The 17,250-nt window shown below is 60.7% G+C and carries 13 protein-coding genes; 4 read left to right on the forward strand and 9 right to left on the reverse strand.

The window, feature by feature from the left end; genetic code table 11:
• Positions 1–14 precede the first annotated feature (14 nt).
• Both MTR64_RS14660 and MTR64_RS14665 read right to left on the reverse strand, forming a co-directional pair.
• Positions 15–1,667, reverse strand: a complete 1,653-nt coding sequence (locus MTR64_RS14660; protein WP_243994914.1) for an outer membrane beta-barrel protein — start codon at positions 1,665–1,667, stop codon at positions 15–17.
• Between the two features lies 1 nt (position 1,668).
• Entirely contained in the window at positions 1,669–2,490 is an 822-nt protein-coding gene (locus MTR64_RS14665) for a sugar transferase (RefSeq protein ID WP_243994915.1), read from the reverse strand.
• A gap of 387 nt (positions 2,491–2,877) precedes the next feature.
• Between MTR64_RS14665 and MTR64_RS14670 the strand changes: the two genes are divergently transcribed.
• Both MTR64_RS14670 and MTR64_RS14675 read left to right on the forward strand, forming a co-directional pair.
• Positions 2,878–3,369, forward strand: a complete 492-nt coding sequence (locus tag MTR64_RS14670) for a polysaccharide biosynthesis/export family protein (RefSeq protein ID WP_243994916.1) — start codon at positions 2,878–2,880, stop codon at positions 3,367–3,369.
• 346 nt (positions 3,370–3,715) lie between these two features.
• Positions 3,716–4,105: a hypothetical protein gene (locus MTR64_RS14675; RefSeq protein ID WP_243994917.1), complete on the forward strand. Its 390-nt coding sequence runs from the start codon at positions 3,716–3,718 to the stop codon at positions 4,103–4,105.
• 503 nt (positions 4,106–4,608) lie between these two features.
• On the opposite strand, the gene MTR64_RS14680 is transcribed toward MTR64_RS14675, so the two are convergent.
• From MTR64_RS14680 to MTR64_RS14700, 5 genes are all read right to left on the reverse strand, one after another.
• Positions 4,609–6,399, reverse strand: coding sequence for a hypothetical protein (locus MTR64_RS14680; RefSeq protein ID WP_243994918.1), 1,791 nt, complete (start codon positions 6,397–6,399; stop codon positions 4,609–4,611).
• A gap of 124 nt (positions 6,400–6,523) precedes the next feature.
• Complete coding sequence (locus tag MTR64_RS14685) at positions 6,524–7,744, reverse strand: dipeptidase (protein ID WP_419144951.1); 1,221 nt, start codon at positions 7,742–7,744, stop codon at positions 6,524–6,526.
• A 43-nt stretch (positions 7,745–7,787) separates the two neighbouring features.
• On the reverse strand, positions 7,788–10,163 hold the full coding sequence (locus MTR64_RS14690; RefSeq protein WP_243994919.1) for a TonB-dependent receptor: 2,376 nt from the start codon (positions 10,161–10,163) through the stop codon (positions 7,788–7,790).
• A 208-nt stretch (positions 10,164–10,371) separates the two neighbouring features.
• On the reverse strand, positions 10,372–11,199 hold the full coding sequence (locus MTR64_RS14695; RefSeq protein WP_243994920.1) for a sulfite exporter TauE/SafE family protein: 828 nt from the start codon (positions 11,197–11,199) through the stop codon (positions 10,372–10,374).
• Positions 11,200–11,256: 57 nt separating this feature from the next.
• Positions 11,257–13,857, reverse strand: coding sequence for a TonB-dependent receptor domain-containing protein (locus MTR64_RS14700; protein WP_243994921.1), 2,601 nt, complete (start codon positions 13,855–13,857; stop codon positions 11,257–11,259).
• Between the two features lie 220 nt (positions 13,858–14,077).
• On the opposite strand from MTR64_RS14700, the gene MTR64_RS14705 reads away from it, so the two are divergent.
• Positions 14,078–14,689: an RNA polymerase sigma factor gene (locus MTR64_RS14705; protein WP_243994922.1), complete on the forward strand. Its 612-nt coding sequence runs from the start codon at positions 14,078–14,080 to the stop codon at positions 14,687–14,689.
• The gene (locus MTR64_RS14710) at positions 14,637–15,602 is read left to right on the forward strand and encodes a FecR family protein (protein WP_243994924.1); all 966 of its coding nucleotides are present in this window, start codon (positions 14,637–14,639) and stop codon (positions 15,600–15,602) included. Before MTR64_RS14705 ends, MTR64_RS14710 begins: the two co-directional genes overlap by 53 nt.
• Here MTR64_RS14710 and MTR64_RS14715 read toward each other — a convergent pair.
• Positions 15,591–15,968, reverse strand: coding sequence for a hypothetical protein (locus tag MTR64_RS14715; RefSeq protein WP_243994927.1), 378 nt, complete (start codon positions 15,966–15,968; stop codon positions 15,591–15,593). The genes MTR64_RS14710 and MTR64_RS14715 overlap by 12 nt on opposite strands.
• Positions 15,969–16,033: 65 nt before the next feature.
• Positions 16,034–17,155, reverse strand: a complete 1,122-nt coding sequence (locus MTR64_RS14720) for a DUF2207 domain-containing protein (protein WP_243994928.1) — start codon at positions 17,153–17,155, stop codon at positions 16,034–16,036.
• Positions 17,156–17,250: the final 95 nt, after the last annotated feature.

Here is a 17,250-nt window from a genome sequence, read left to right on the forward strand (position 1 = left end):
TAGACACCGCGCAATCATATGAGGAAACTCAAACTCGCCCCGACCCCCAGGCCCGAGTATCCTTCGTACAGGACATCGCTTGTCTGCTTGCGATAGCCGGCAAATACCGAGGCCCCCAACTGGGACGTGAGGCGCAACCTCAGGGCAGCCTCCGCAATATACCGATTGTCGCTCCGCGTGATCGACTTGTAGTTCTCGTTCCCGTAGGACAGCCTGGTCTCAAGCAGCAACCTGTCGCCCATCGAGCGCTGGACCTTCAATTCGAAGGTGCTGCGGATGATCGCAGGGACGTTCGGGAACGGACTGGGATAGACCGCCCGCTCACCAGTCGCCGTCAGCTTCCATTGCGGTGCCGGCGTCCAGTTTGCCTTGATCTGGTAGTTCGCCCCGGAAGCGGTCGGGACTGCCGGATCATCGAAGTACTGCTGGATGAAGCCCATCGCCACCTGGACATCCACGAGCGAACTGGCCTGATATTGAATGCCGCCGAATACCGCAAAGCCCTTTGAATCACGCGACACTGGGGCATCCTGATCATAGTTGACTGTGTTCCCGTCAACTTCGGTATAAAGCTTCACATTATCGTTAATTCGATAGTTCACATGCAGATTGGCGTGAAGGACCATCGCGTCGCGGTACGATAGGTCGAGCGGCACATCTGCCACCGTGGAGTTTTCAAAATCCTGGCGCAGGAACGAAAACCTGCCGATCAATTCCAGCGTCCCGCCCGTACGCGACAGCGTGGCGCTCCCCTTCTTCTCCAAATACTGGATCGGCTTGTCAGTCGCGAACGCATCGCCGGCCGTACCGCGCTGCTCGATCCTTTCCGCAATGCCTGCCTCGGTCGACAAGGCTATGCGATCACCGAAGTCAATCATCGTATTGGCTTGAAGACGGTACTGTTCAGAATTTTCCTGGTCGATCTTGAAATACCGCCGGATCTCTGCGCCAGCGGTGACCTGCACATAGTGCCGTGCCCAATCAGACTTCAACACCAACGTCGGCTTCGCAATTGCCAGCGTGTCGCTGCGCTTGAGCGCCGCGGTGTTGTAGATATTCGTATCGTAGAGGATCTGCCCTTCGGCAGCTCCGTAGAGCATGAAAGAAGAACCAATCCGGACACCCGGACCAGCTTCTTCTTCAAAAATTTCGACAGGCGTCAGCACCTTGACTTCCTGGGCCGCAGCAACGCCGGGGAACGAACAGAGCGCGAGAAGCACCATGCTCCTGCCCACCGTCACACCCCTCACACACCGCCAGACAGGCACACCGGAAGGCAGTTCCATGCCTTCATCGAAGCCTTGTCCCTCTCTCTTTTTCCGTGAACTGATACGAATCTGCAAGGCCTCCCGGCGGAACGGACCTTGCACCATCGGCGCCGCCAGGTTCCGCAATCGGCGTAATCGGAACAAACGCCGTCCCGAAACGCTTTCCCGTGACGATGAGGCAGGCGGATTGCGGGCCTCCCTCACAAGTGGTACGGCTGCATCATCCAAAGGAACAAAATGATTAATCTTGATGAGCGGCGTCACGTTCATGCCTGAAGTGCCGGATGGCGTCGAACACGCTTCGCCGGTGCGACAAAAGACGTTTGCACGCGGACTGGTGGTGGCGTTGCCTGTTTCGCTCGTGATTTGGGTGGTGCTTTTCTGGTTGCTGTAAAGCATATCAGCACGCCCCTCGCTGCATCAGGACGGCCGGAAGGGTGGCAATGATGATGCGCAGATCAAGTACCACACACTTGTTCAGGGCGTAAACATGATCCGCAGCAACCCGCCTGCGGTAGCTCGTCCGGCTTCGGCCCGACACCTGCCACAAGCCGGTTAAACCCGGCTTGATTGCCAGGTAACTGGATACGTAGCGGCCATAGCGCGCCAGTTCATCCTGAACGATCGGCCGAGGGCCGACCAAGCTCATATCCCCTTTGAGAACGTTGAAAAGCTGCGGCAGTTCATCGAGGCTTGTCTGGCGCATCAACCTCCCGAAAGGGGTCACCCTGGGATCCTGCTGGAGTTTGTGCTCTGCCTCCCATTCCCGGCGCAGCTCGGGATCGCTCTCAAGCAGTTTCGCCAGACGTTGTTCAGCTCCGACATACATCGAACGGAACTTGTAGCACTTGAACCGCTTGCCGTCCTTGCCGATGCGGGAATGAGCATAGAATGCTGAACCGACGCTGGTCAGGGAAGTCACGATGGCCAACAGGACAAGCACAGGCAGCAGGATGACTATAAGGCCTGTCGCCCCCAGTATGTCGATCAGCCTTGTCAGCCTCGGCTGACCTTGGTTGTAAGGCCCGTGCGGCGGATTTGTCGCAATCACCGAGTCGGCTTCAGCGACTTGAATAATCAGCCCAGCCTCAGCGCGCGAGACGCACGCACTCGCAATTCGCCCGCTGCGCGCGGCTTCACCAGTTTCGGCCCTAGTAAAATCTACCGCTTCAATAGTCGCCATCTTGTCCTGCTCTTCGCAAGCCTCAAAATTGATCGACATTCACATGGAATGCGCAATTTCTGCGCGAACCACGATCCCCTTGATTGGCGTGCAGGACAACCGGGCATCGGTGTAGGATGCGGCTAGCCTAAATGATTAACCTCCTAGTTCGAATTACAGCCATTAGCCCTCCCACAAGATAGTTTCGAATTGTTTTGCAGGCACGTAGGATCAAGCTGCTCGGCAACTGTCAGTGCCACACCTGCCTGCCATGGGGTCTGCCTGATCTGGCGTTCGCAAAAGGAACGGCCTCGTCACGAAAGGAAAATGAGTATGACCACTGCTCCGTCCCGACCCCGCAGTTCGCGACTGCATTTCGCCACTGCATTGCTTATGGCCACTATGCCGCTTTCCGCTTGCGGTGCATCACAGGCACAGTTGACCAGCGTGTCATCTCTCAACGCCGAAGTTTCCGATGGCTACCTCCTCGGCGCAGGAGACAAGCTGAAGGTCAATGTCTTCGACGAGCCCACACTTTCGGGCGAATTCGAGGTTGGCGAAGGTGGAGTGCTGGCCCTGCCCCTGATCGATCCCATCGTCGCCAATGGCAAGACTCCTGAAATGCTGGCACAGGTGGTGACATCGGCACTCAAGTCCGGCGGTTACGTGCTGGATCCTCACGTTTCAGTGGAAGTCCTCAAGTATCGCCCCTTCTTCATTCTGGGCGAGGTCAAGCAACCCGGCGAGTATCCCTACAGGGGAGATCTCACCCTGCAGCAGGCAGTCGCCACGGCTGGCGGGTACACCGCGAGGGCCAACAAGCGCACAATAGAAATCCAGAGAAAACAATGGTCCGTGGCGAAGCGCGTCAAACTCGATGATGCCACGCTGAAGATCGCCCCTGGCGATACGATAACGGTACTCGAAGCTTTTTTCTGACAATTAGCATATTCGATTTGATATACTCGCTTGACCGTTAGCGGTCAGAGGTCAGAGCGTCGTTCCTTCACGACGGTTGCCCGACCTTATAGCAGCGTATCTGGGGCATGCTTCCAGATACGTTGGTCAGCGATTCGGGCAGAGGCCGTCCCATCGAATCTCGAATACAGCCCAACTTGACTGCATCGCTTACTTGAAAGCGCGCCATGCGGCCTCGCGCTTGCAGGTATAGAAATGCTTCTTTTCAAAAGTAATTTCATACTCAATTTGAATCTCTTGCAGACCACCGCAAACGCGCGTTAACCTTACCTGTTCCGAATCTCTAAACGGTACTTTGGAGGTGACCATGTTGGATAATGGTCCTACGAGCGATTTGCGCAGCCTGGCTGCAATCGAGAGCAACTTGCATCAGGCGGGCGAGGCGTTCGCCGATGCGAGTACTCGACTGCAAGAGGCCGAGCGTGACCGGAATCGAGCCCTTGAAGCCATAAACAAGCATCAAGTCGAGTTCGACGAAGCTATTGCACGACTGCGGCAGCAGAGCACGCCAGGGTCCAAATGGCGGCTTGAGATAGAACGGAATGATCCGACAGGCGTCGTTCAATCGGTTCCGGAAGGAGGGGACGAGACTGTCTTAAACGGTGCGTCGCTTCGCGCAGTGTCGGCGGAATTTATGCGCTTAAAAGAACACGTGCAGAAACAGGAAACAGGCCCGACCCTGAGGATTCAAATTTAGAAATCGCCTACGATTTCCGCGAATACCCCCAATCCACTCCACATAAACTGTATTGATAACGTAATTTACTTACAATTACCCCACCTGGAATGCTGCTATAATAACCGCAATCATCCACAAATTAACGAACTAATACCTGACAATATTCGAAATACTACAGTAAAATTCCACCACTCAACCAAAGCCGCCTTGCGGCGTGCCTTGCAAGTTTGCCAGACATGCAGTTTTCCGATTGCGCGATTGCGCGATTGCGATCACTGGCCCTGAGCGAGGCCATCAATGCTACACAGCTTCTCTCGAACTGATTGGCCGTTGTACGTCATCATTCGAGCACCCGCCGCGCACCAAGCTGAGGATACCCTGCGCCCTTGTTCTGGCACTTCGCTCTATACCCAACGATCAATTGGAGGCTCAGGACCGGGAACTGGCGGAAAGGGTGAGATTACATCTAACGACTCATATCAACGTTCGAAGTCATTGATGAACACCGCTTCGGATTCCGACTACTTGCTGCGCTCGAAAAGGCGTTCAATGTCCGCAAGCGTGGTGTCTGCAGGACGATCCCCGCTCCTCCGCAGGGCGGCCGGCACAGCAGCACAGGGGCACGACTGCGCCGGATTTTCGAGGAAGTCCCGAGCAAGTGGGATGACCTCGGAGCCTTTACACTCCACAGGAAGGCCGGTTGCCATCGGCTCGACCTTGATGCCAGCCTCGCGCATCAGTTCGATCCGGGCGTGCGCGGCGCCAAAGGCGGCGCAGAACGGCACCCCGCGCGCCTTCACGCGGGCTATGTGCTGGCGGACGACGGCGGAATCGGAAAGCCCGTTGCGAACGCTGTTGACGCTCACGAATGCGGAATTGACCGCCAGAATCGCGGCGCAGGTCCAGCCCAGCTTGACCAGCGCGGACCGATCCGAGAGCACCGCACCGACGAGGCACAGATAGACGCAGATCCACAGTTGCGGAATGAAGCGCGGCCACCACATGTAGGGTGTCACCAGGCTCGAAACGAGCAGCATCGCTGCAATCAGGAAGATCACCCCTGCCATTGCCCGAGCTTGGCTGCGGCGCCGGTGGCGCAGCGTGACCAGCGCAATCGCTATGGCCAGCAGAAGCGCCAGTCCGAAGATCGGGCCGAAGCCCCCCACCACGCCGTCAGGCCAGCCACCTTCGGCAAAATCGAAGATCGCACCAGGTCCACCGGCGAAACCGCGCGCAAAGACCGAAAAGGTCGTCCCGAGGAAGATAACAATCGCAGGCAGATCGCGCACCGCGCCGGGCAGCAGCGCGTTGTTCACTTCGTACCGGTCGGTCCCCATGATCGGGTAGAATGGATGACCATAGCCAGACCAGTTGGTGATGTAAGGAAAACTGCCGATGAACAGCACCACGAAGAGCAGCGCTCCAAGCAGCAGCAGCCCGAGGCCGAAGGCGGCCACGATCCGGCGCCGGATGACCATCGTCAGGCACACCGCCGCCGAGATCGTGCCGAAGATTGCGATCGCGTTGAACTTGGTATCGGTGGCCAGGATCAGGCAGGCCAGAGCGCAAGCCAGCGAATCCAGCCGGCGCTGGCGCAAGGCGACCAGCAGCAAGCCGACAAATGCCATCGCCAGAGCCGCGACGAAGCCGTCGACATATTCCGAGCGCAGTTGCGCGATGTAGATAGGCGATGCCGCAGCGAGCAAGGCCAGGGCAGCCGCGCTGCGCGGTGCCAGCCCTTCTCCGCGTAGCAGCGCAAACCAGATCCCCGGGACCGCCACCCCCGGCAACCACAGGATTCCCTTCGATGCGGCAAGCGATAGGCCCGCATTGCGAACCATTGCAGTCAGGAGCGGTGCACCGACCGGATAGTGCTGTGGCCAGATCAGGATTGTCACCTCCGGCGGGGCAAAGCCGGCATAGGGTGCGCGAAACGGGTTCCAGCCATGAGCCAGCGCATAGATCGTGTCATAGTGGTATTCCTGACCGTCGGCACTGACGTCGATGAACAGCGAAGCACCCCAGGGCGACAGGGCAATGGCCAGCCCGCTCGAGACCGCGAGCGCCAGCCGGTTGCTCGTGGATGTTCCGTTGAGCATGGCACCAAGGCCGATCGCGGCAACAAGCAGTGGCCAGCCCATTACGCGCAAGGGGGGCAGCCCGAAGATCAACGCCACCGACGCCATGATTACTGCAAGCGCCAGCATCGACAGCAGCGCCTGCCCGGCTTGCAGCCCCCGCGCGGCAAAGAAGGGAGGCGGCCCAGGAGCCGCATCGATTCCGCCGAATACGATCGATGTGAACGCTCTCAATGGCCGAACCGACGTCGCTATCAACGGATTGCCCTTTCACAAACCATCATAGTGTGCGTCACGTGTCGATCGTGTAAAGGAGGTGTCCGAGCCTTTGCGGCCCGGACTGTATCGCCTTGAGGTTTTATTGGGCCTCTTTCGGATCGGCGGCGGCTTCGACCTCACGCATGACGCGCAGTACGTTACCGCCCCAGATCTTTGCCACATCCTCCTTGGAGTAACCAGCCTTGAGCAGGGCGGCAGTGATCTTGGGCAACCCGCTCACATCCTCGAGACCGGCCACGCCGCCACCGCCATCCCAGTCCATGCCGATGCCGACATGGTCGGGCCCCACCACCTCGAGAGCATGGAGCAGGTGCTTCATGAAGTCGTCGAATGTAGGGCGGTCCGTTTCGGGGTACTTCGCGTCGATCTCGCGACGTTTGGCCATCAAGGCTTCGCGTTGCTGGGCGGTCAGGCCGTCACTGCCGCGCATCTCGGCGAACAGCGCCTTGTAGGCTGCGGCACGCTCCGGATTGGGCTTGATGGCGCGCAGGTAACTGCCGAAGCTGTTGATCTGGATGACGCCGCCCTTCGCCGCCAGCGCACGCAGGCGGTTGTCATCGACATTGCGCGGGTGATCATAGACCGCCTTGCAGCCCGAGTGCGAGAGCACCACCGGCGTCGTCGACTTGGCGATCAGCTGGTCCAGCACCTCGTCGCTCGAATGCGAGCCGTCGATGATCATGCCCAGCTTGTTGGCCTCGGCCAGCAGTTCCAGACCCAGCGGGCTGAGGCCGTGCCACTTGGGGCCATTGGGATCGGTCGAACTGTCGGCAAACTGGTTGTTCATGAAATGGGCGAAGCCGGTCTCACGCACGCCCATCTTGTAGAAAAGCCTGAGCAACGAGACGTCCTCGCCCAGCGGGTAGGCATTCTCGATGCTCAGGTAGACGATGTGCTTGCCTTCGGCATTGATGCGCGCAGCGTCATCGGCCTTGAGAGCGAGTTCGAACTGGTCCGGATGCGAGGCGACCATCAGCCGGATCGACATGCCGCGCATGACCGCGAAATCCCGAACCTTTTCGTAACTCGCAGGGTCCAACGCTCCTTGCGGCGTATAGATCGCCCAGAAGCCACCGTCGAAAGCGCCCTCCTTCATGCGCGGCAAATCGAGTTGCGTGTAGTCCTGACGCACATCGTGCTGGTCCATGATCGACCAGCCTGGGCGGTCCACCGATTCCGGCGTGTCGAGGTGGGTGTCGAGCGTAATCATCTGGCGCTGCAGCGCGATGACTTCGGGGGACGGTGTGTCCCCCGAAGCATCCTTCGATGCGTGCGCGGCCTGCAGGGGGAGCAGCAGCAAGGCTGCTCCCGTTATCAGCGAACGTATCGTTCGTCTTTTCACATCAATACTCCGCAGAGATGGTGAACTGGAAGGTGCGCGGCGAAAGCGGACGGAAATAACCGTCCGAGGCCACCTGCGGGTAGATGTAGCCCAGCGTGTCCTTGTCGAAGATGTTGTCCACGTTGATGCGTGCCTTGACGGTCTTGAGCGGGCCGAGGCTCCAGCCGTCGCCGATGTCCACATAGCCGCTGAACACGGTGTAGCCCTTCACCGGGTATTTGTTGGTGAAGTCGGCATAGCGCTTGCCGGTGTACTTGCCCGAGACGTTCGCCACCAGCCAGCTGGCCGGTTCGATCGTGACGCCGCCCGAAACGAGCCACTTGGCGTTGTCGGGAATGTTGTTGCCCGAGATCGCGTAAGTCGTGGTCGCAGTGACAAGGTCATCCTTGAAGGTGGCGTTGTTGTAAGTGACGTTGAGGTTGGCGTAGGCCAGCCCATTGAGGAATGCCGGCTTGTACGACCCCGAGAACTCGGCGCCATAGGCCTCGACGCCGCCAACATTGGTGTAGAAGGATTCGGTCGCGCCTGCCGAACCGGGCAGGATCGAGGTGATCGACTGGATGCGGTTGTCGAACTTGGTGTAGAACGCTGCCAGCGAAGCGAAGAATTCCGGCTGGCGCGTGCGGATGCCCAGTTCGAAGTTCTTGGCTTTTTCAGGATCGGGCTGCGGCACGAGCGCCGCACTGCTCGTGAAGGCGACCGAGTAGATGTCGTCCATGCCCTTGGGCAGGGCATAGTTCTCCGAATAGGACGCGAAGATCTCGGCGCGGTCCGACACATGGTAGAGCAGCCCCACGCTGGGCAGGAAACCGTCCTTGTAGGATGCGGTGTTGGTCTGCGGGCCCCATCCGGGCACGCCCACGCCGCCGACGGTCAGGTAATAGTCCGCATAGTCGCGGTAGCCGCTCTGGCGGTAGTCGACGAACAGCGACTTGATGCCGAGATCGAGGTTCAGCTTGTCATCGAACAGGCTGATGCGGTCCTTGATGAACAGCTGCGTCGTTTCGCGCTTGGAGTGGTAGTCACGGCGCAGGTAAACGATCTCGTCAAGCGCCGGAGCGCTGGCGGGCGAACCATCGAGTGTGTTGGTGCGCTTTTGGGTGCGGTGGTACTTGTCCTCTTCGGCCCAGATGCCGGCTTCGATAGCATGCGCGCCGATATCGGCATGGACCTTCATGGTGATGCCGTAACGGTCACCACCAACGCCCGAGACGCCATACTGCACGCCCTTCGGCGCCACCACGTCAAGCCCTGCCTGGGATTCGGGGAGGTAACGGCCATAGCTGTTGGAATAACTATCCGGCGAGACGCCGTAGCCGGCCTTCTGCTCCCAGTAGCCCGTGGCCTCGGCCCATACCGAGTTGCTGATCTCGCCATGTAGTGTCAGGCCGTAGAGCTTGTCGTTGCGGTGGTTGATCGCGAGCCCGTAGTAGTTGGTGTAGGCGCTGTTCGAGTATTGCACACCCGGCACCGTCTCGGGGTAGTCGTAGAGCGTTCCGGTGTAGCCGAAATAGCGACCGCACACGCCGTCCGCGTCGGTCAGTCCATAGAGGCACTGGTATTGCGCGCGAGCCAGCGTGGGAGAATCAATGTCGTAGAAGTTGTTCGACACGAACTTGAAGCGTGCCCAGCTGCCGCCACCGAGATCGGCCTTGATCTGGCCTTCCCAGTGCTCGCGATCGACGCTGCCCGCGCCGCGCCACAGGTCGGTGTCGAGCTTGGTACGGCTGACATAGGCCTTGAACGGGCCGACCTGGCCGGTGCTGAAACGGATGAAAGTACGCTTCATGTCGAAGTCGCCAAAGCTCTGCGACACGAACAGGCCGAGATCGTCCTGCGGTTCGATCGAACGATACTCGACCATGGCCCCCAGCGAAGAGTAGCTCGGCATGCTGACATCGCCCGCGCCAGGGGAGGCTACGACAGCGGCGAGGTTTTCGTTGTCGACGTAGCGGAACACCGGGCTGCCGCCGAAGGCATCCGACCGGCCGGTGGGAATGCCGTCCACGACAAAGCCAATCTGGTCGAGGTTGAAAGCGCGGGTCTGCACCGAGTTGCCGAATTCGTAGAGGCCGAGTGCGCCGTCGGTCTGCACGTTGAAGCCGGGCAACTGCTCGAGCATCTTGAGGCCCGACACGCCCGACGGCGCAGAGAGCAGAGCATCGCGGGTTACCGCGACAGTGTTGGTCACCGAACCTTCGCCGATGGCCTCAGCAGCTTCCGAAACGCGGCGGCCTGTCACGGTGATGACGGGTGCTTCGCTGGCGCTGTCATCCGCGGCTTCATCCGCCAGCGCGGGCACCGCGCCGAAGACCAGCGCTTGCGCCAGTGCGACGGCCGAAACCGAGCGCATCGTCGTCTTGAACATCGATATCATTGTCGGGACTCCCTGTTGAGCGCCCTTGGGCGCAGGCAAGCCTCCGGCATCCCGGCAAACGCGTGATTTGCCAGCTCCCCAGAACCAGTATTGTTTTTCAGTTAGTTACGCGCCGTAGAAGGCTCGCAGGACTTTGGCATTTTTCTGCATGTCCTCCGTTATTGCTGACCTGTAGCCCTTGTTTCCACTTGCGATAGAGGGCCCGGCCTCAGGCGATACCGTTGCGGACCATCATTGCCGCCACGAACAGCAGGTAGAGGCCGAATATCGGGCTGAGTATGCCGGCAGGCAGCTTGTGGGCCGTCGCGGCGCCGAGCGGGGCGGTGAAGACCGACGTGCTGACAATGGCCACAGCGGCCAGCACGTTGACATAGCCGATGGAACCGAACGGCAGGTCGTGCATGGGAAGACCGATCGCCATGAAGCCCAGCGTGCCGGGCACAGCGATGATGAAGCCCACGCCCGATGCGGTCGCGATCGAGCGGTGGATGGTCCGCCCGCACAAGGTCATGACGATGATCGCAATGGTGCCGCCGCCAATGCCGAGCAGCGAGGAGAAAGCACCGAGCCCGCCAGCAATTCCGGCGCGGACATAGCCGCCGGGCACGTCGTCCCGCAGACGCTTGTCGCGCAGCACCGGGAACAGGAAATGCAGTGCCATAAGCCCCACCCCTGCGCCGAAAATCAGGGCCAGCGCATGGCCGCTTACCCGCGCGGCCAGCAGCACTCCGGCACCGACACCCAGCACGATCCACGGCGCCCAGGCCTTGAGCAGATCGAAGTCCACGGCATCGCGCCGGGCATGGGCCTGAACCGACCGCAACGACGTGATGACGATGGTTGCCAGCGAAGTGCCGATCGCAACGTGGGCGATACTTTCGCTGCTTCCGCCCAGCAGTGGCAGCATGATGAACAGCACCGGCACGACAACGAAGCCGCCGCCAATTCCGAACAGCCCCGCTGCGAAGCCCGACACCAGCCCGGCCAGCAGCATCAGCGCGATGGGGATACCCCAGGTTGCCAGCATTGCGCTCATGCGGGCAGCTCCATGGCGGCGTTATTCAGAGTAAGGACTGCGTAATCGTGCATCGGGTCAGAACTCCCCCGTAAATGTGATCTGGACAGTGCGCGGGGAAAGCGGGCGGTAGTAAACCTCGCCAGAAACCACCGGCACAATGAACGACAGCGTGTCCGCGTCGAAAAGATTATCGATGTTGATGCGCGCGCGGGCATTGCGCAGCGGGCCGAAACTGCTTTCACGGCCCAGTTCGAAATAGGCATCGACCACCCACTGCCCGTCCAGCGACTGCGTATTGAGGTAATCGGCGTAGCGCTTTGACGTGTACTTTGCCGTCACGCTGGCCAGCGCCCAGGGAGCCGGTTCCACCGTGACCGCCTCGGAGACGATCCAGCGCGCGCTGTCGGGAATGCGGTTCCCCTTGATCGCGATGCCGCCCGGCAAATCATTGCGGAACGTGGCATCGCTGTAAGTCAGATTGGTCGTGAAATAGGCCTTGCCGTCAAACAGCGCAGGCCTGATCGACGCCGCCGCTTCCAACCCATGCGCCTCGACTGCCCCGACGTTCTGGTAGTAGGTCTCGATGGCACCGGAAGTTCCGGGAACTGTCCCGCCCACCGCGCTGATCAGGTTCGTGAAGCGCGTGTGGTAGAGCGTTGCCACAGCAAAGAAATGTGGCTGGTTGGTGCGCAAGCCCAGTTCCACATTGCGCGCGCGCTCGGGCCTGGGTGCGGGAGCGAAAGCCGGCGATGCGGCAAAAGCCGTCGAGGCAATGGCGTCCATCGCCTTGGGCAGCGCCATGGTTTCGGCGTAGGAGGCAAACACCTGGGTCCTTGCATCGGAGAGCCGGTAGACCATGCCTGCGGAAGGCTCGAACCCGTCGAAGTAATGCGCCTTGCCCGTTGCGGGGCCCCAGCCGGGCGTGCCAACGGCGTGGGCGTAGTCTTCAAAATCGCGGTAACCGTTGAGGCGGTAAGTGATGCCGAGCCCCTTGAAGCCCAGTTCCACTGTCAGCGGGCCTTGCCCGGGGGTCCACCGGTCACGTGCCCAGAACTGCAGGACTTCGCGGCGTGAGCGGTAGTCGCGCCGGTAATAGACCACTTCGTTCTCAAGCACCGCACCGTCCGGCGCGCCATCGGTCTTGTTCAGGCGGTACTGGCGGCGGTGGTAGTGATCGCCCTCGATCCAGATGCCGGCCTCCAGCTCATGGCCGCCATAACGGGCCTCGCCGCGAAACACGGCGCCCTGACGCTGCCCGTCAATGCCCGAATAGCCCCACTGCAGCCCGCGCGGCGCGCTGACATTCAGGCCGGCGCCAGCTTCCCGCTCATAATAGGACAGCGAATTTTCATAGGTGTCCGGTGAAACGCCGAAACCGTGTTTGTCTTCACGATAGAGCGTGGCTTCGACGAACGCGGAAGCATCCCCTTCCAGATGCAGCGTGGCGCCATAGAGCGTGTCGTTCCGCGCGTTGATCGCATTGCCGTAATAATCGGCATAATCCGCGTTGGAATAGGGCACGCCCGGTACAGTTTCGATCAGGTCCGGAACGAAGCCGGCATATCCCCGTTCGCGGCCGGTCTTGCCGTCGATGCCCGGGGTGGAGGTCTCATACTCAGCCTTGGTCAGGAATGGGGAATCGTAGTCGAAGAAATCGTTCGCGACGAACTTGAACCGCAGCCACGACCGGGGCGAAAGATCCGCGACGACCTGAGCCTCCCAATGCTTGCGGTCGATCGTGCCCGCGCCGCGCCACAGATCGCTGGCAAGGCGCGTATGGCTGACATAGCCGCGTAGCGGCCCGATTTCGCCACTGCTGACCCGCACGAAAGTCCGGCGCAGTGCATCCGACCCGAACGACTGTGCCATGAAAAGCCCGGGATCACGGCCCGGATCGATGGAACGGTAAGCCACCATCGGCCCCAGCGACGAATAGCTCGGCGCACCGACATCGCCCGCGCCGGGCGACGCCTCTACGGCCGCCAGATTCTCGTTATCGACATAGCGGAAGACCGGACTGCCGCCGAAGGCATCAGAACGGCCGAGCGGGATGCCATCGACCACAAAACCGATCTGGTCGAGATTGAAAGCCCGCGTCTGAACGCTGTTGCCGAATTCGTAGAGACCAAGCGGACCATCGGTCTGCACGTTGAAGCCCGGCAGGTATTCCAGCATCTTGAGACCGGAGATACCTGGCGGCGCCGAAAGCAGTGCCTTGCGCGTCACGGCTGCGGTGTGCCGGGTGTGATCCGTGCCGACCGCCTCTGCGGCCTGTGAAAGCCGCCGCCCCGTCACCATGATAAGGCCCTGAGCCGCAGCTGAATCAGTGGGAATTGCGCCGTTGTCGTTCGCGACCGTCAGCGCAGTCAGGCGCAGCACCACCACGTTATCACGCATGCTCGCGATGACCAGCGGCGTGCCGGCAATGAGGCTGGCGAGTGCGCGGCGTGCAGGCATGCGGCCGTTCACAGCATTCGAGCGCAGCCCTTCCACATCGCCGTAGGGAAACAGGATGCGCATGTCCGATTGTTCGGAGAAGCGGTTCAATGCTGGCTGCATTGCCTGGGCCTCGATCTCGAAATCATGAACCTGCGCCTGATGGGCGGTGTCGGGCGCCTCGGCCATCAGCGGCGCTGAAAGCAGGAGCAGGAGCAACGCATGTCCCAGCTTCTGCAACCCGCATCTCCGTCGGGGCCTTGTTCCCTTGCCCAACCCAAACGAAGCGCGAAGCGAAGTCCGCCATGCACGAATAAAAAATTTTTGCAGTGCAGCGGCAACCCAGGGCATGCCGGCCACTATGTGTCATTTTTGCTGGACAGGCGAGCGGCGACGTGATGCATTGCCCGCAATAAAAACGTCATGGAGAGGCCGGGGCATGGAATGAGGGGGAATAGGTTTGCACGAAATCCGCGCCAAGCTGGACTGGTTTGAGGCAGTCATCCTGCCACATCAGGCCGCGCTGCGTGGCCGTTTAAGCCGAATTCTGCGTTCCAGCCAGGACCTTGACGACACCGTTTCCGAAGTGCTGGCCAGAGCATGGTCGACCGAAGACTGGGCGCGCGTCGATCATGGCCGGGCCTATCTGTTCCATATTGCCCGCAACCTCATCATCGATGAAGCGCGGCGCGATAAAATCGTGTCTTTCGAGCAGATTGCCGATCTGGAATTGCTGCAGTCGCACACAATCCTTGAAGACCAGTTGCACGCCCGGTCAGAGCTGCGCTGGCTGCAGGATTTCCTTCCGCAATTGCCGCGGCAGTGCCGCCATGTCTTCCACATGCGGCGAGTGCAGGAAAAATCGATGCGGGAAATAGCGGAAGAGCTCTCTCTGTCCGTTTCTACCGTGGAGAAACATTTGGCCAAAGCCGTTCTCTTGATTATGCGAGCGCGGTGGCAACGCGAGGAAACCATCCTTGGGCCAAGAACAGCCGGAACGGCAGATGCCAGAGCGACAGATGAAAGCGGACATAGAAGCGAAAGCAGCGACACTCGCTATTCGTCTTCCTGACGCCGGCGAGGCTGAGCGCGCGGACATCATGGCCTGGGTCGCGCAAAATCCGGTTCACGCGGTTGCGTTTGCGCGCGCAGAAAGTGCGTGGAAGGATTCAGAACGGCTCAAGGCCCTCGGCTTCGACCTTCCTGCCGACGAGGACAGCGCGGACGAAGTGATCGTCCCGGTCGAGACGGGTAAAGGCATTTCGCGCCGCACTGTGGTTCTGTCCAGCGTTGCGGCCATTGCGCTGGCCGGACTGCTTCCGGCCATTCGGATGCTGGGTCCTGGTCCTGAAAGCTTCTCAACCCAGCTTGGAGAAGTGCGCGAAGTGCGGCTGGCGGACGGCAGCGTTCTGCACATCAACACGGACTCGGAAGTGCAGGTTACCTTCAGCAAGGACCGCCGTCTGCTGCGGCTGGTCCGGGGTGAAGCATCGTTCGATGTCGCGCACGACACGGCCCGGCCGTTCGATGTCGAAGCGGGCGATACAGTGACACGCGCCGTTGGCACGCGGTTCACGATCCGCCGCCGCGAAGACGATGTCGAACTGACCGTGACCGAAGGCATCGTCTCGGTGCGGGACGGCACCGGGCAGGAGGCGCGCGTTGCTGCTGGGCACGGCGCTCAAATCACGCCGGGCGCGATTGCAGCCGCAGCGCTCGATCCTCAGACCATCGCCCGGCGCACCGCCTGGCAAGACCGGATGCTCGAATTCGATGGACTGACGATTGGCGAAGCGGTGGCCGAGTTCAACCGGTACCGCCCGTTGCCGATCGTTGTGGCAGATCCCTCAATAGCCTCCCTGCGCGTGGGCGGGCGTTTCGGAGTCGCGGAATCCGACAAGTTTCTTGGCGCGCTCCAGGCTGGTTTCGGATTAAAGGTCATCGAACGCGCCGACGGCAAAGTGGAAATTCTCTCAAAACAGTAGCGGCCGTGTGCCAGCATCAAGGAAATCGCAGGACAACCAGGCGTGGTAGTCGGGCTTGTCAACCGGCACTTGGAGAGCAAACTCAAACCGTTTGAAGCATTGCTCGTCACGTCGTTGCAGGCTGCTCCAATGTAGAACGCCGACCCGAAAGACTTCGGCACCAAACTTGCCAAAGTTCTTTTCGACAGAGAATTGCGCGCCGCGACGCCAGCTATGGTCATACTTTCCATCGAGGATGAAAACGCACGCCAGATCGCCATTGACGTCCTGCATGAGTATGCGATCGAACCAACGCAACACATGCTTCAGGGGCCACTGGCGCAAGAACGGGCGATCTACATCACGATCCTGACTTTGCTCTTGCACTCATGGACCGGCTTTTCGACGCTGAAGTGCGATCGGAATATAGACGGACTCCCGATTCCCGCACATCACCAGCCGGACCCGCCACCGCCGCCGCCACCGCCGCCGGACGATCCGCCTCCCGACGACCCGCCGCTGCTGCTGCTCGGCGACGTGGCGGCCGACGACACGGTGCTGGTAAACGACGAACCCATGTCCTTGGCGAACCCGCTGGGATCATCCCAGACGTTGCCATATCCGGAGTACCAGCTGGCCGTCTGCGCGGTCGCGCCCGCGGCCGCAGCGGCAGCCAGCACACCTGCGAACCGGTCGGCCCAGCGGTTTTCCACGTCCAGTGCGATGGCATAGGGCAGATAGCGCTCGAACAGTTCGGGCGTCTTTTCCGGCGGATGTATCGTATCCAGCCGCGCCTCTTCGGTGATGGACAGGTACTGTTTGAATCCGGTGATGCGGTCCATCATCCGGCGCCCTTCGGCCGTCGGTGCCGCCATCCACGAAAAGGCACCGATCGCAACTGGCAGCAGCAGCAGAGGCACGAAAATCACGAAGGCCCCGACCGACAGCGCCACAGCTATCGTGGCGAACGTCGCGCCAATGGCGGCAAAGGCTAGAGCGGCCACCCCTGCCCAGACGAAGCACCCCCGGTTTTCCTGCGGCGTGGAGCGATGCAGCCCCCATGCCCCGGCGACCAGCATCGCTGCGAGAAAGGGCAGCCCGACCCTCTCATCCCCGGCAACCGATGTGTCGGCGAAGAGCGCGACCACGGCTACAGCCAGCATCGCCAGGGGAATCAGCAGCATCCCTATCGCGGCCCATCCGCTGTTCTTGCGGAACATCGATCCTTCGTAGGCCTCGCCCAGTCCGGTATCGAGTTCGGTCCGGGCTGCCTGTATCGTCTTGTAATTTTCCTGCTTGAGCTCGATTTCGCCGCCTTCGGCAAAGAGCTTGTCGAGCATCGCCTGCTCGGGAGCAGCCACCGGCTCCACCGCATTACCATCCGGTGCCTCGGTGCGGGTCAGCGTGGTGGTCGACTTGCTCAGCCAGCCACCCTTTTCCTGCGTCACATGGAGCCGGTGCCGCACGCCAAGATAGACCAGCGCCGCCGAAAAGCTGCGGTTATCGAAGCCCATCCTGCTGATGTTGCGCACCGCGGCGGGCGTCAGCCCGTCCGGCGGGGAAAAGACCGGCACGATGGTGCCCGGCTGCGGTCCCCGGCCCACAGTCCACCACGTGCGAGCGTATGATCTGCCCCCTTCTGAGTGGCCCAAAATCTGTTTTAGATTTT

This window comes from Novosphingobium album (ex Hu et al. 2023) (genome assembly GCF_022832385.1).
Classification (GTDB): Bacteria; Pseudomonadota; Alphaproteobacteria; order Sphingomonadales; family Sphingomonadaceae; genus Novosphingobium; species Novosphingobium album.

Excerpts from the sequence above, each read along its gene's own strand:
- MTR64_RS14675 (WP_243994917.1), top strand. The coding sequence starts at position 3,716 with ATGTTGGATAATGGTCCTACGAGCGATTTGCGCAGCCTGGCTGCAATC.
- MTR64_RS14660 (WP_243994914.1), bottom strand. The coding sequence starts at position 1,667 with ATGCTTTACAGCAACCAGAAAAGCACCACCCAAATCACGAGCGAAACA.
- MTR64_RS14695 (WP_243994920.1), bottom strand. The coding sequence starts at position 11,199 with ATGAGCGCAATGCTGGCAACCTGGGGTATCCCCATCGCGCTGATGCTG.
- MTR64_RS14690 (WP_243994919.1), bottom strand. The coding sequence starts at position 10,163 with ATGATATCGATGTTCAAGACGACGATGCGCTCGGTTTCGGCCGTCGCA.
- MTR64_RS14710 (WP_243994924.1), top strand. The coding sequence starts at position 14,637 with ATGAAAGCGGACATAGAAGCGAAAGCAGCGACACTCGCTATTCGTCTT.
- MTR64_RS14665 (WP_243994915.1), bottom strand. The coding sequence starts at position 2,490 with ATGTCGATCAATTTTGAGGCTTGCGAAGAGCAGGACAAGATGGCGACT.